We start from the raw sequence: 13,502 nt of genomic DNA, 5'->3' as shown, positions 1-13,502 counted from the left end.
GAGGGAGGCGGCACGGGTGTGAGGCGATGTGTGGGGGCCGAGCGGTGACCGTCAGCCGCCGCGAGATCGCGGGCTTCGCGCTTGCCGGGATCTGCGCGTACGCCGCCGACCTCGGCCTCTTCGTCTGGCTGCGGGGCGGCGCCGGATGGGACCCGATCACCGCCAAGTCGGTGTCCTTCCTGGCCGGCTGCACGGTCGCGTACCTCGGCAACGCCCTCGGCACGTACCGGGGGCGGCGGGTCGGCTGGCGCGAGTACACCGTCTTCTTCGGGGTGAACCTCGCGGGCGCGGCCGTCCAGCTGCTCTGCCTGGCCGTGTCGCACTACGGCCTCGGGCTCACGTCCCCGCGCGCGGACACCTTTTCCGGAGCGGTCGTCGGGATGGCCCTGGCCACCTGCCTGCGCTTCTGGGGGACACGGACGCTGGTATTCCGCGCTGAGGGTAGGCGTACCCCATGGACTGGCTGACGAAGCTCCCCGCAATCGGCCCCTGGGTGGCCCGATCGATGCGTACGCATGCCTGGCGCGCGTACGAGACCCTCGGCCGGGTGCACTGGACCAGGCTCGCGGCCGCGATCACCTTTACCAGCTTTCTGGCGCTCTTCCCGCTGATCACCGTCGGCGCCGCGATCGGCGCCGCCCTGCTCAGCCCCTCCCAGCTGCACTCCATGCAGAACGCGCTCGCCCGCCAGGTGCCCGGTATCTCGGACCAGCTGGACCTCAACACGCTGGTGCAGAACGCGGGCACGGTCGGGGTCGTCGCCGGAGCGGCGCTGCTCTTCACCGGTATCGGCTGGGTCGGCTCGATGCGGGACTGCCTGCGCGCGGTGTGGGAACTCGACAACGCGGACGAGGGCAACGCCATCGTGCGCAAGCTCAAGGACGGCGGGATCCTGCTCGGGACGGGCGGCGCCGTCCTCGTCTCGTTCGGCGCCTCCGCCGTCGGTTCGAGCGCGGTCAGCTGGACGGCCCAGCAGATCGGCATCGAGGACACCGGCTGGGGCAGCGCGCTCCTCCAGGCCGTGGCGTTCGCGCTGGCCGTACTCGCCGACTTCGTCGTGCTCCTGTACGTACTGACCCTGCTGCCCGGCGTCGAGCCTCCCCGCCGCAGGCTGATCACCGCCGGCCTGATCGGCGCCCTCGGCTTCGAACTGCTCAAACTCCTGCTCAGCGGCTATATGCGGGGCGTCGCGTCGAAGAGCATGTACGGCGCCTTCGGCGTCCCCGTCGCACTGCTGCTGTGGATCAGCTTCACCGTGAAGCTGCTCCTCTACTGCGCGGCCTGGACGGCGACGGGGCACTCCGACGAGGAACCGATCAGCGACGTGGAGAACGTCGTGCCAGACCCGGCAGCGGCCAGCGCCGATTCACCAGGAACACCGCGGCCGCCAACAGGAGCAACGCCCCTGCGCTGATCGCCAGGGCGGTGCCCATCCCGCTGGAGCCGCCCTTCTCCGACGCGGCGGCGGGCGCGGAGCTCTTGCCGTTCGCGGTGGCCCGGTCTCCGCCCTTGCCGTCCTGCGCGGTTCCGCCGCCCTTCGCCGTCCCGCCGGGCTGCCCGGCGGCGGAACTGCCGGGTGCGACCAGCTCGCCGACCGGGGTGACCTTGCCCTCCGAGGCGAAGCCCCAGTCGAGCAGCCGCGCCGCCTCCTTGTAGACCGCCTGGCTCTCGGTCGAACGGGGCTTCATGACGGTGACGAGGAGCACATGGCCGTCGCGCTCGGCGACCGCGGTGTAGGTGGCGCCGGCGTGCGTGGTGTTGCCGTTCTTCACGCCCGCTATCCCCTTGTACTGGGTGACGCCGTCGGCGCCGGTCAGCAGACGGTTGGTGTTCTGGATCCCGAACGTCTCGCGCTTCTTGCCCTTCTTCTCCATGCCGGGGAACTGCGCGGTCGCCGTCGAGCAGTAGGCGCGGAAGTCCTTCTTCTGCAGCCCGCTGCGCGCGAAGAGCGTCAGGTCGTACGCGCTGGAGACCTGGCCCGGGGCGTCGTACCCGTCCGGCGACACGACGTGGGTGTCGAGCGCCTGGAGGTCGTCGGCGTGCGCCTGCATGTCGCGGACGGTCTTCGGCACGCCCTTGTTCATCGCGGCCAGCACATGCACCGCGTCGTTCCCGGAGCGCAGGAAGACCCCGAGCCACAGGTCGTGGACCGTGTAGGTGAGGTTCTCCTTGATGCCGACCAGGCTGCTGCCCTCGCCCATGCCCGCGAGGTCGGACGGCAGCACCTTGTGGGTCTCGGCCGCCGGGAACTTCGGCAGGAGCGTGTCCGCCAGCAGCATCTTGAGAGTGGACGCCGGGGCCAGCCGCCGGTGCGCGTCGTGCGAGGCGAGGACATCACCGGACTCGGCGTCGGCCACGATCCAGGACTCCCCGGAGAGGTCCTTCGGCAGCACCGGCGCGCCGGGACCCAGCTGCACCTGGGTGCCGGTCCGGCCGAGACGTGCGCCGCCTATCTGTGACCGCGCGGTCTTCGCAGGTCCGGCGGTCTTCGGGGAATCGGACGATGCCGACGGTTTCGGGCCCGTCGTGGTCGCGGTCGCGGCCGACGCGGGCACGGCGCAGAGGGCGGGCAGCAACGCGGCGGCGGCGACCGTCAGGACGGTCCTTTTCGCGGTCTTATCAACGGCAGGCACGATGGTGAAATTACAGGCAGACCACGGTGGACCGACACCGCGGGGTGGCCCGCCGGACCGCTGCCGGTCCGAGGGGGCGGGAGGCAGCGGCCGGGTGCGGCGGTGTCCCTATTCGTTGGTAGCGGGGGCGGCGGCGACAGCGGCGCGGCGGTGGGCGCGGACGCCCCGGAGGCCGATCGCGCCGATGACCGTGCCCAGGATGAACGAGACGATGGCCAGCGTCAGGTGGATCCACAGATAGGCCGTGGGTTTGCCGTCGTCGAACGCGAGCCCGCTCGCGTCCTCGAAGAGGTTCTTCGCGAAGGTCACCCAGACCACCCACGACCACACGCCGAACGCTGCGAGGAACCAGGAGGCGGTGCGGTTGAGTTTCATGGGTCGTCGTCCTTCGAGGCCGGTGGGGGGGCGTTCCTGCCAGTATGTGACCCCGCCCCGGGCCACCCGCCGAGGGGGGTGCACCCCGCGGCACGGAGCACCTTTCCCGGGCGCGGACCTGCAGGCCGGAGGCGTGCGAGGGCCGCTCATGAAGGTTGCCTAACAACTTGGCCCGCGTGAAGATTTTCTCTTCCAGTTGTGAATTTCGTGTGGTTGGGTTGGCGCCGACTTGGGTCTGACGCGCGCCGGTCCGCGCGTCCACAAGGTGGGTTGAGGGGAACAGCACAATGCGGTCGATCCGAATGCGGATTCTGGCGATATGCGTCGTTCTGGCGTGTGCCGGTATCGGCGCTTGGCAGTTGCTGCCCGACGACGGCGGGAAGAAGACCCCGATCGTCATCGGAACCACCGACGTCGTCTCTTCCCTGGACCCGGCCCAGGCGTACGACGCCGGTTCCTGGGCCCTCTACAGCTCGCTCTACCAGTCGCTGATGTCGTTCAACGTCGGCTCCTCCACCCCGGTCCCGGACGCGGCGAGCAGCTGTGAATTCACCGACGACGCGCTGCGCACCTTCAGCTGCACCATGCGGGAAGGCCTGACCTTCTCGAACGGCCACAAGGTCACGGCGCAGGACGCGGCGTTCTCCTTCAACCGTGTTCTGCGGCTGAAGGGCAACGGGCCCGCCCCGCTGTACCCCACGCTCAAGAACGTCGATGCCTCGGGCGACAAGGTCGTCTTCCACCTGAAGTCCCGTGACGCCACCTTCGCCTCGAAGATCGCGACGGGCGGCGGTGCCATCGTCGACCACACCGCGTACCCGGCGGACAAGGGGCGCAAGGGCACTACGGTCGTGGGCTCCGGCCCGTACGTGCTGAAGTCCTACAAGCCCGGGGTCAGCGCCCTTCTGGAGCCGAACCCGACGTACAAGGGCCTGATCAAGAAGACCGGCGTACCGATCGAGATCCACTACTTCAAGCAGCCGGCCCAGCTCGACGCCGCCTGGAAGCACAAGGACGTCGACGTCGCGCACCGGGTGATGACGCCCGAGACGCTGGCGAAGCTGTCGCCCAGTGACCCGGACGCGCATGTCAACGAGGCGACCGGCAGCGAGATCCGCAACCTGGTCTTCAACGTCCGCAAGAACTCGGCGCTCGCGGACACCGAGGTCCGCCGGGCGGCGGCCGACCTGGTCGACCGCGCGCAGCTGTCCGAGAAGGTCTACAGCGGCACCGTCGAACCGCTCTACTCGCTGATCCCGCAGGGGTTCACCGGTCACACCACGGCCTTCTTCGACGCCTACCCGAAGGTCGACGTGGCGGCGGCCCGGCAGCTGCTCCAGCAGGCCGGTGTGCAGACCCCGGTGACCTTCACGTACGCGTACTCCAGCACGAGCGTCACCGACGACGAGGCCCGGACGCTGAAGCGGCAGCTGGAGAAGGGCGGTCTCTTCAAGGTCCAGCTCAAGGGGATGACGGACTGGACCAAGTTCCAGGACGACTACCGGCTCGGCAAGTTCGACGCGTACGCCGTCGGCTGGATCGCGGACTACCCGGACGCCGACAACTACGCGCAGCCGCTGGTCGGCACCGGCAACAGCCTCTTCAACGGCTACAGCAGCAAGGAGGTCGACAGGCTGATCGGCCGCACCCAGCAGTTCACCGACCGCGGCCGCACCGCCGACGACTTCAAGGCGCTGCAGGACGACGTCGCCCAGGACGTCCCGCTGATCCCGCTCTGGCAGCGCAAGGACTACGTGCTGTCCAGCGACGACGTGTCGGGCGGGCAGTATCTGTCCGACGGGACGGGCGTCTGGCGCATCTGGGAACTCGGCTGGCTGTAGCTGTGGCTGTGGCGGGCGGGGCGGCCCCGCCGGTCAGGACCGTTTGCGGGCCGTCGCCGTCTCGGCCATGCCCGGCAGGAAGTCCGTGAACAGCTCGTGCACCTCGTGGACCAGCGGGCGCAGCACCCGGAAGCGGGCCAGCGCGATGCCCCGCGTGGTGAGCCGCGCCCCGCGTGCGGCGAGCCGCCTGCTGCGCTCCCGCTCCGGCGACCGGTCGAAGACCCAGTACAGGACCAGTCCCATCTGCGACAGCCACATCAACTCCGGCAGTACGTCGGCCAGTTCGCCGGGGATCTTCGCCTTGGTACCCGTCAGCACCTCGCGGTGGATCGAGATGGCCGTCTCGCGGGCGGCCTCCGACTCCACCGAGAAGGGGCTGAGCGGGCTCTCCGGGTCGGCCGCGTTCTTGAAGAACTGAGCGGCGAACTCGTGGTACGGGGCCGCGACATCGAGCCAGGCCGTCAGGACCCCGGTGAGCCGCTTCTCCAGGTCGGTCTCGCGGTCGAGCACCTCGCGCACCGCCGCCCGGTGCTCCGCGCCGATGCGGTCGTAGAACCCCTGGATCAGGTGTTCCTTGCCGGAGAAGTAGTAGTACGCGTTCCCGACCGAGACACCGGCCTCCCGGGCGATGACCCGCATCGTCGTCTTGTCGTAACCGCGCTCCTGGAAGAGCCGGAGCGCGGTTTCGAGGATGAGCGTCCGGGTCTGCTCGCTCTTGGGAGGCTTCGCATCAGTCACGGTGCCCGAGCCTAACCGGGGACCGCGCACCGCTCGCCGCAGGGCGGTGCTGTGACATCGCGGTACTTGGCGGCCGTGAGCATCGCCGCCCTGACGAAGGGCGCGCCCGCCGGGGTGGCCAGCCAGTGGGACTTGGGCCGGTGGGCGGCGAGCGCCCACAGGCAGACGATCCAGGCGGCCGGCCCCCGGTAGATCTGGCCCCGGTCGCCGATCACCGTGATCTCCTCCAGGGTGGACCGGTGGTCGAGTCCGGGAAACCGCTCCACGGCGGCTGCGGACGCGGCCGGCACCAGGTCGAGCGGTACGAGCCGGCGCTGCCCGCGCAGCCAGTGCCCCAGATGGACACAGAGCGGGCACTGCGCGTCGTACAGGACGGTCAGCCCGCGGACCGAGGTGTCACTCATCGCGGTTCAGGCCCCGGCGGGCGGCGTGATCCACCCCTGCGGCGGCACCGGCGGCGTCTGCTCGCGCTCCATGATTCCGCGCCGGCGGAACTTGTTGAGTGCGTAGACGTTGCCGAGGTGCATCCCGCCGAGCACCAGCAGCACCACCCCGAGCTTCGTCGACAGCGCCTCGAAGATGCCCCTGGCGTCGGTGACGGTGCTTCCGTCCTGGAGATACAGGGCCACGAACCCCAGGTTGACCAGGTAGAACCCCACCACCAGCAGGTGGTTGACCGCCTCGGCGAGCTTCTCGTTCCCCTTGAGTACATCGGCGAGGAAGACCCGCCCGTGACGGCTGAGCGTCCGGGCGACCCAGACGGTCAGCGCGACGCTGATGACGAGGTAAAGGACGTACGCGACAACTGTGAGGTCCATGCCCCACCCTCCCTTGAACGCGTTCAAAAGCTGATGTCATGGACTGTAGACCTTCTTTTGAACATGTTCAACACAAGGGTGTCCTGATGAACTCCCGCCGCCGGAGGGGAACATGACGGAGGCCGCCCGGGCTGAACCGGGCGGCCTCCGGTGGTGCGGGGCGGTCGTCGGGCGGCGCGCGCGCTCGCCCCGTGCGCTACATGGCGCTCAGCGACCTCGCGTAGTTGAGCCGGCCCATCACGTGCGGGAACGTCTGCGGGCCGGTGGCCGGGACCATGGTGGCGTGGTGGCGGCCCCCGCTGGTCACGGTCACCTGGAAGCCCGTCGTCTTCTTCTCCTTCATCAGCAGGAAGAACAGGCCGACCAGGCAGAGCAGCGCGAAGACGATCGCCAGCACGACGGCGACCGGCGGGATCCGCTCCTCGGTGTGCGACATGTCCGTCGCGTTCCAGACCGCGCCCCGCAGCGGCAGGGTGCCCGCCGGGGTGATGATGCCGTCCTGGACGACAGTGATGTCACCGATCGACACCAGGGGCGCGCCGCCCGCCTGGACGGCGAAGCCGGGCTGCTGCGGGGGGTGGCCGTAGCCGGGGTCCGGCGCCGGGTAGCCGTACCCCGGGGCGGCGCCGGGATAGCCGTAGCCGGGCGGGGGAGGGCCGGGAGGCCGCGCCGGGCCCCACTCGTAGCCGCCCTCCGGCGACGCGTACGGATTCTGCTCGCTCATCCCGCTCCCCGTTCTCTCCCGGTACGACAGGGAGATCCTGGCACAGCGGAAAGCCCGAGGGCCCCGCCTCCCGGAAGCCGGGAGGCGGGGCCCTCGGAGGAGGAGACCGGAAGGGTCAGAAGCGGCGGGTGATGAGCGCGCGCTTCACTTCCTGGATCGCCTTCGTGACCTCGATACCGCGCGGGCAGGCGTCCGTGCAGTTGAACGTCGTGCGGCAACGCCACACGCCGTCCTTGTCGTTGAGGATCTCCAGGCGCTGTTCGCCGCCCTCGTCACGCGAGTCGAAGATGAAGCGGTGCGCGTTGACGATCGCGGCCGGTCCGAAGTACTGGCCGTCGTTCCAGAACACCGGGCAGGACGACGTGCACGCGGCGCAGAGGATGCACTTCGTGGTGTCGTCGAACCGCTCGCGGTCCTCGGCGGACTGCAGACGCTCGCGCGTCGGCTCGTTGCCGTTGGTGATGAGGAAGGGCATCACGTCGCGGTACGCCTGGAAGAACGGGTCCATGTCGACCACGAGGTCCTTGAGGACCGTGAGGCCCTTGATGGCCTCGATCATGATCGGCTTGTCCGGGTTGATGTCCTTGATCAGCGTCTTGCAGGCGAGCCTGTTCTTGCCGTTGATCCGCATCGCGTCCGAACCGCAGACCCCGTGCGCGCACGAGCGGCGGAAGGTGAGCGTGCCGTCGAGCTCCCACTTGATCTTGTGGAGGGCGTCGAGCACACGCTCCTTCGGGTCGATCTCGACCGCGAAGTCCTGCCACTGCGCCTCGTCCGAGACCTCCGGGTTGAACCGGCGGATCCGGAAGGTGGCCGTGATGAACGGGGTGTCGGCGAAGCCGGCCTCCGGCTTGCCGGCCCCGGCCTTCTCGGAGTCGTTGATGGTGGGGGTAGCCATTAGTACTTACGCTCCATCGGCTGGTAGCGGGTCTGGACGACCGGCTTGTAGTCGAGCCGGATCGACTCGGAGCCGTCGTCGCCCACCTCGCGGTACGCCATGGTGTGGCGCATGAAGTTGACGTCGTCGCGGTTCGGGAAGTCCTCGCGGTAGTGACCGCCGCGGGACTCCTTGCGCGCCAGGGCGGACGTCGCCATGACCTCGGCGAGGTCCAGCAGGTTGCCCAGCTCGATCGCTTCCAGGAGGTCGGTGTTGAACCGGCGGCCCTTGTCCTGGACCGACACGTTCAGGTACCGCTCCCGCAGTTCGGCGATCTTCTCGACGGCCGTCTTGATCGTCTGCTCGGTGCGGAACACCATCACGTTGGCGTCCATGCACTCCTGGAGCTCCAGGCGCAGCACGGAGACCCGCTCGGTGCCGGTGGAGTCGCGGAGCCGCTCGACCTGGGCCTCGACCTGCGCGGCCGGGTTCTCGGGAAGCTCGGCGTAGCCGTTCTTCGCCGCGTACTCGGCGGCCGCGATGCCCGACCTGCGCCCGAAGACGTTGATGTCGAGCAGCGAGTTGGTGCCGAGGCGGTTGGCGCCGTGCACCGAGACGCAGGCGACCTCGCCGGCCGCGTACAGGCCGGGCACGACCGTGGTGTTGTCCGCGAGGACCTCACCCTGGACGTTGGTGGGGATGCCACCCATGGCGTAGTGCGCGGTGGGCTGGATCGGGATCGGGTCGGTGTACGGCTCGATGCCCAGGTACGTCCGCGCGAACTCCGTGATGTCCGGGAGCTTGGCGTCCAGCTGCTCCGGCGGGAGGTGCGTCAGGTCGAGGTACACGTGGTCACCGGCGGGTCCGCAGCCGCGGCCCTCCCGGATCTCCGTGTAGATGGAGCGGGAGACGACGTCACGGGACGCGAGGTCCTTCATGACCGGCGCGTACTTCTCCATGAAGCGCTCGCCGTCCTTGTTGCGGAGGATGCCGCCCTCACCGCGGGCGCCCTCCGTCAGCAGGATGCCCATGCGCCAGATGCCCGTCGGGTGGAACTGGAAGAACTCCATGTCCTCCAGGGGCAGACCGCGGCGGTAGCAGGCGGCCTGGCCGTCACCGGTCAGGGTGTGCGCGTTCGACGTGACCTTGAAGAACTTGCCGGTGCCGCCGGACGCGTAGATCACGGACTTCGACTGGAAGACGTGGATCTCGCCGGTCGCCAGCTCGTAGGCCACGACGCCCGCGGAGGTCTTGACGCCGTCCACCTCGACCAGCAGCTGGTCCAGGACGTAGAACTCGTTGAAGAACTCCACGCCCTCCTTGACGCAGTTCTGGTACAGGGTCTGGAGGATCATGTGGCCGGTGCGGTCCGCGGCGTAGCACGCGCGGCGGACCGGGGCCTCACCGTGGTTGCGCGAGTGACCGCCGAAACGGCGCTGGTCGATCTCCCCGGCGGGCGTCCGGTTGAACGGCAGGCCCATCTTCTCCAGGTCGAGGACCGCGTCGATGGCCTCCTTCGCCAGGATCTCGGCGGCGTCCTGGTCGACCAGGTAGTCGCCGCCCTTGATCGTGTCGAAGGTGTGCCACTCCCAGTTGTCCTCCTCGACGTTGGCGAGGGCCGCGGCCATACCGCCCTGGGCGGCGCCGGTGTGGGAGCGGGTCGGGTAGAGCTTCGTCAGCACGGCGGTGCGGCTGCGCTTCGTCGACTCGATGGCCGCGCGCATGCCGGCCCCGCCGGCGCCGACGATGACGGTGTCGTACTTGTGGATCTTCATGATGAAAGCGCCTCGGTCCCGGGCTTCTAGGAGATGTTCGGGTCGAAGGTGAAGATCACCAGCGTGCCCAGCAGGATGGTGAACACCGTGGCGGTGTACAGCAGGCCCTTGAGCCACAGGCGCGTGCCGACGCGCTCCGCGTAGTCATTGATGACGGTACGGAGGCCGTTGGCGCCGTGAAGCATCGCCAGCCACAGCATCAGCAGGTCCCAGCCCTGCCAGAAAGGCGAGGCCCAGCGGCCCGCCACGAAGGCGAAGCCGATCTTGGTCACACCGCCGTCGAGCACCAGCTGGATCAGCAGGTGGCCGAGGACCAGGACGACCAGGACGATCCCGGAGAGGCGCATGAAGAGCCAGGCGTACATCTCGAAGTTGCCGCGTGTGGTCTTCGGCGTCTTCTTGGTGCGTGCGCGGGGGGCCTCGATGAGCGGCGCGGGGTGGTCGGCGTCGAAGAGGGAGACGCCCTCGACGGGGCCGACAGCGGAAGAGGTCTCAGCAGACATTCAGTCCTCAGCTCCCGAACAGTTCGCGTGCGGCGTGGCCGAGTACGGGGTAGATGGCCCCGATCATCAGCAGGACCCAGATGCCCACGACGGACCACAGCATCTGCTTCTGGTGGCGCGGGCCCTTGGACCAGAAGTCCACGGCGATGATGCGCAGGCCGTTCAGAGCGTGGAAGAGGATCGCTGCGACAAGGCCGTACTCAAGGACGCCCACGATCGGCGTCTTGTAAGTAGCGATGACCTTGTCGTAGTCCTCGGGAGAAATACGGACGAGAGCAGTGTCCAGGACGTGTACGAACAGGAAGAAGAAGATGAGGACGCCGGTGACTCGATGAGCCACCCAGGACCACATACCTTCCCGGCCGCGGTACAGCGTTCCAGCCGGCACGGAAAAACCCTCCGGGAGCGGGGGACGGGGGTCATGCCGCCAGCTTCTCCGGTGGGGAGGAGCTGTGTCGGTCTGGCCCGGCCGGGTACGGTCCACCGGCCCCGGCCATCGTAGCGACGACTTGTCGGTTCCTTCGCCCGGGGGGTTCCGGTGTGATCAAACTGGCAATCAAACAGCCACGGACGGGCTACCGGCATGCCCCCTATCCGCCACAAGGCGGACGATTCGCCCCCGGGCGAGTCGGCGCAGCTCGTCGGCGGCGACCGACCGCTCCTCGTCGGGCTCGTGCGAGAGCCGGGAACGGATGCTCGTGAGTACCTGGTCGAGGTGCTCCGACGGGCGGAAGCCGTCGAGGCAGATCACGAAGGCGTGGCCGAAGCGGGACTCGTACGCGGAGTGCGCCGCGCTCAGCGCGGTGTGGGCGACTCTTGGCGCCCGGCCGTGGAGCAGCCCGGACGCCGGTTCGCCCGCCAGGGCCCGGGAGAGCTCGGCCGGGGAGAGGTCGTAACTCGCCTCGTCACATGCGGCGAGCAGCGCCGTCAGGTCGGGGTAGGGGCGGTGTGCGGCCAGCCGCCCGGCCCACTGGGGGCTGCCGCAGCAGCCGAGCAGGGCGCTCTCGGCGGTGCCGGCGGGCGCGGAATTGAACCGGTGGAGGCCGGACGGGCCGCGGCTCTGCGCCGGTATGGCTGGGCGTGCCGGGCCGTCCGTTCTGTGGTGGAGTGACGGCGGTCGCATCGGAGGGCCGGCGTGGGACTCGCTGGACAGCGTGGGCTCCTCGAACACGACTGGAGGGTCGGATGACGGCGGTGAATGAGCCGCAACGCTATCGACGCGGTGAGTCACGTGTCCGACGGATGCACGATTTTCACCCGGACGGGAGAGTTTCAAGGCGCGTGATGGACGAATTGGCTGGCATTTCCCCCTTGTCCAGCCGTGCACGGGAGGTTTCGGACTGATGAAAAAACTCAACACACCGGTTCTTGCCGTGGGCCTGACCGTCACGGCCGCCGCCGTCGCGCTCGCCGTCACGGTCTGGCCGGACGACGACACGTACGGCGGAAGCGGTCCCGCGAGTCATGGCTCGGCGGTGACCCCCTCGTCCGACCCGTCGGCGAAGAACTATCCGCTCTCGGCGGCGCCCCGCGCGGTCCCGTCGGTACGCGAGCACGGCCCGGCGCGCGGTCCGGGCTGGCACCCGGGGAAGGGCTCCCGGGTCCTGGTGGACAAGGGGTGCAAGGGCCTCACCGACGAGGGCAGGCTGCTCGCGCACGAACTGAAGATCGGGTACGCGTACGGCGGCACCGCCCGCGCGGGCGACATCGAGCTCGCGCTGAAGCCGGACAAGAAGGCCCCGCGCGAGTCGTACACCCTCACCGCCCGGGACAGCCGGGTCCTGATCACCGGTCCCGACGAGGCCGGGGTCTTCTACGGCACCCGGACCCTCAAGCAGTCCGTGAAGGCCGACGGGAAGGTGCCCGAGGGCGTCGTGCACGACAAGCCGGCCGGCGCGCAGCGGCGGTTCAACCTGGACATCGCCCGCAAGCCGTTCGACGCCGCCTGGATCGAGGCCCGGCTGCCCGAGATGGCGGACCTCAAGCTGAACCAGCTGGGGCTGCACTTCTCGGACGACCAGGGCTTCCGTATCGCGTCCTCGTCGCACCCCGAGGTGGTCTCTCCCGACCACCTCACCACGGCGCAGGTCCACAAGATCGTCTCGCTCGCCGCCCGCCTGCACATCACCGTCGTCCCGGAGATCGACTCGCCAGGACACCTGGGTGCGGTGATCAAGGCGCACCCGGACCTCCAGCTGAAGACGGCCGACGGAACGCCCATCAAGGGCGCGGTCGACGTGTCGAACCCGAAGGCGGCGCAGATCGTCGACTCGCTGCTGGGCGAGTACCTGAAGCTCTTCCCCGGCCCGTACTGGAACGTCGGCGGTGACGAGTACCAGGCGCTGACGGTGAAGAGCCCGGAGGCGTCCTTCCCGCAACTGGCCGCCCTCGCCCGGAAGAAGTACGGCGCGAAGGGCACGGTCCAGGACCTGGCGGTGGCCTGGCTGAACGACCGGGCCAAGGTCATCAGCAAGGCCGGCCGGACGCCGCAGGCGTGGAACGACGGGTTCTTCCGCGGCGGAGTGGTGAAGGCCGACCCGGCCCTCCAGGTGGAGTACTGGACGGGCAAGGAGTTCGGGGCCCGGCCGCCCGAGGAGTACCTGGCCGCGGGGCGCCGGGTGGTGAACCTCAACGACGAGTATCTCTATTACGTGCTCGGCCAGCCCAACAACTTCACCTATCCGACGGGCAAGCGGATCTACCAGGAGTGGACTCCGCGGGTGGTGCGCGGCACCAAGGCGGTCCCCGCCAAGTACGCGCACCTCATCGAGGGCGGCGGCTTCGCGGTCTGGGGCGACTTCCCGAACGCCCAGACCCCGGCGCAGGTCGCCGCGGGTATCCGGATGCCGCTGGCGGCGACGGCCCAGAAGCTCTGGGACCCGGACAGGCCGAAGCTGACGTGGACGCAGTTCAGCGCGCTGGCGGCGAAGCTGGGCTGACCGGTTCATGACCGCGGCCCCCGGGACCGGCCCCGGGGGCCGCAGTCATGCTCCCGGCCGCTCTCCGGGGCCCGGACGCGCTCTCCCCCTAACGGATGCATCGGCCCGGCCCGGGGGCTGACGGGAGACGTGCAGGTCGGAGCGGTCCTGGGCAGGCGGTCAGGTGACTCCGGGTGACTCTGCGATTGCGCGGTGCGGTCGCCGTTCGCACGGTGGCGGTGAGTGCTTCCGCGCTCTCCGTGCTTCCCGCACGTCGCGCACCTCTCGCACTCTCCGTAC

The 13,502-nt window shown here is 69.3% G+C and carries 15 protein-coding genes; 4 read left to right on the top strand and 11 right to left on the bottom strand.

Translation table 11 applies throughout. The annotated features are described in order from the left end of the window. The first annotated feature begins 26 nt into the window (after positions 1–26). Positions 27–467 carry a GtrA family protein gene (locus OG285_RS12370; RefSeq protein ID WP_371790974.1) on the top strand — a complete coding sequence of 147 codons (441 nt, stop codon included), beginning with the start codon at positions 27–29 and terminating at the stop codon, positions 465–467. Continuing rightward, on the top strand, positions 455–1,414 hold the full coding sequence (locus OG285_RS12365; protein ID WP_356828642.1) for a YihY/virulence factor BrkB family protein: 960 nt from the start codon (positions 455–457) through the stop codon (positions 1,412–1,414). The genes OG285_RS12370 and OG285_RS12365 overlap by 13 nt, the downstream gene beginning before the upstream one ends. Here the strand turns inward: OG285_RS12365 and OG285_RS12360 are convergent. Both OG285_RS12360 and OG285_RS12355 read right to left on the bottom strand, forming a co-directional pair. After that, positions 1,317–2,633 carry a D-alanyl-D-alanine carboxypeptidase family protein gene (locus tag OG285_RS12360; RefSeq protein WP_371790973.1) on the bottom strand — a complete coding sequence of 439 codons (1,317 nt, stop codon included), beginning with the start codon at positions 2,631–2,633 and terminating at the stop codon, positions 1,317–1,319. The two genes, OG285_RS12365 and OG285_RS12360, sit on opposite strands and share 98 nt — an antisense overlap. A 108-nt stretch (positions 2,634–2,741) precedes the next feature. Continuing rightward, entirely contained in the window at positions 2,742–3,008 is a 267-nt protein-coding gene (locus OG285_RS12355; RefSeq protein ID WP_356828638.1) for an SCO4848 family membrane protein, read from the bottom strand. A gap of 287 nt (positions 3,009–3,295) precedes the next feature. Here OG285_RS12355 and OG285_RS12350 point away from each other — a divergent pair, with 287 nt between their 5' ends. Beyond that, positions 3,296–4,849, top strand: coding sequence for an ABC transporter substrate-binding protein (locus tag OG285_RS12350; RefSeq protein WP_356828636.1), 1,554 nt, complete (start codon positions 3,296–3,298; stop codon positions 4,847–4,849). A gap of 33 nt (positions 4,850–4,882) precedes the next feature. Here OG285_RS12350 and OG285_RS12345 read toward each other — a convergent pair whose 3' ends face one another. The 9 genes from OG285_RS12345 to OG285_RS12305 all read right to left on the bottom strand — a co-directional run bounded on the left by OG285_RS12345 (position 4,883) and on the right by OG285_RS12305 (position 11,407). Then, the gene (locus tag OG285_RS12345; protein WP_356828634.1) at positions 4,883–5,587 is read right to left on the bottom strand and encodes a TetR family transcriptional regulator; all 705 of its coding nucleotides are present in this window, start codon (positions 5,585–5,587) and stop codon (positions 4,883–4,885) included. An 11-nt stretch (positions 5,588–5,598) separates the two neighbouring features. Continuing rightward, entirely contained in the window at positions 5,599–5,991 is a 393-nt protein-coding gene (locus OG285_RS12340; protein ID WP_371790972.1) for a thiol-disulfide oxidoreductase DCC family protein, read from the bottom strand. 6 nt (positions 5,992–5,997) lie between these two features. After that, the gene (locus OG285_RS12335) at positions 5,998–6,405 is read right to left on the bottom strand and encodes a hypothetical protein (protein ID WP_356828629.1); all 408 of its coding nucleotides are present in this window, start codon (positions 6,403–6,405) and stop codon (positions 5,998–6,000) included. 196 nt (positions 6,406–6,601) lie between these two features. Beyond that, positions 6,602–7,129, bottom strand: coding sequence for a hypothetical protein (locus OG285_RS12330; RefSeq protein WP_371790971.1), 528 nt, complete (start codon positions 7,127–7,129; stop codon positions 6,602–6,604). Positions 7,130–7,244: 115 nt separating this feature from the next. Beyond that, positions 7,245–8,027, bottom strand: coding sequence for a succinate dehydrogenase iron-sulfur subunit (locus tag OG285_RS12325; RefSeq protein ID WP_356828625.1), 783 nt, complete (start codon positions 8,025–8,027; stop codon positions 7,245–7,247). Next, positions 8,027–9,781, bottom strand: a complete 1,755-nt coding sequence (gene sdhA / locus OG285_RS12320; protein ID WP_356828623.1) for a succinate dehydrogenase flavoprotein subunit — start codon at positions 9,779–9,781, stop codon at positions 8,027–8,029. Before sdhA ends, OG285_RS12325 begins: the two co-directional genes overlap by 1 nt. Positions 9,782–9,807: 26 nt before the next feature. Beyond that, positions 9,808–10,284, bottom strand: coding sequence for a succinate dehydrogenase hydrophobic membrane anchor subunit (locus OG285_RS12315; protein ID WP_164258561.1), 477 nt, complete (start codon positions 10,282–10,284; stop codon positions 9,808–9,810). 7 nt (positions 10,285–10,291) lie between these two features. After that, positions 10,292–10,672: a succinate dehydrogenase, cytochrome b556 subunit gene (gene sdhC / locus OG285_RS12310; protein WP_164258559.1), complete on the bottom strand. Its 381-nt coding sequence runs from the start codon at positions 10,670–10,672 to the stop codon at positions 10,292–10,294. 168 nt (positions 10,673–10,840) lie between these two features. Beyond that, positions 10,841–11,407 carry a 2-oxo-4-hydroxy-4-carboxy-5-ureidoimidazoline decarboxylase gene (locus OG285_RS12305; protein ID WP_371793512.1) on the bottom strand — a complete coding sequence of 189 codons (567 nt, stop codon included), beginning with the start codon at positions 11,405–11,407 and terminating at the stop codon, positions 10,841–10,843. A gap of 220 nt (positions 11,408–11,627) precedes the next feature. Here OG285_RS12305 and OG285_RS12300 point away from each other — a divergent pair, with 220 nt between their 5' ends. Next, positions 11,628–13,223, top strand: a complete 1,596-nt coding sequence (locus OG285_RS12300; protein WP_371790970.1) for a glycoside hydrolase family 20 protein — start codon at positions 11,628–11,630, stop codon at positions 13,221–13,223. Positions 13,224–13,502: the final 279 nt, after the last annotated feature.

The sequence above is a fragment of the Streptomyces sp. NBC_01471 genome (genome assembly GCF_041438865.1).
Lineage (GTDB): Bacteria > Actinomycetota > Actinomycetes > Streptomycetales > Streptomycetaceae > Streptomyces.
This window is presented reverse-complemented; position numbering and strand designations above follow the sequence as displayed.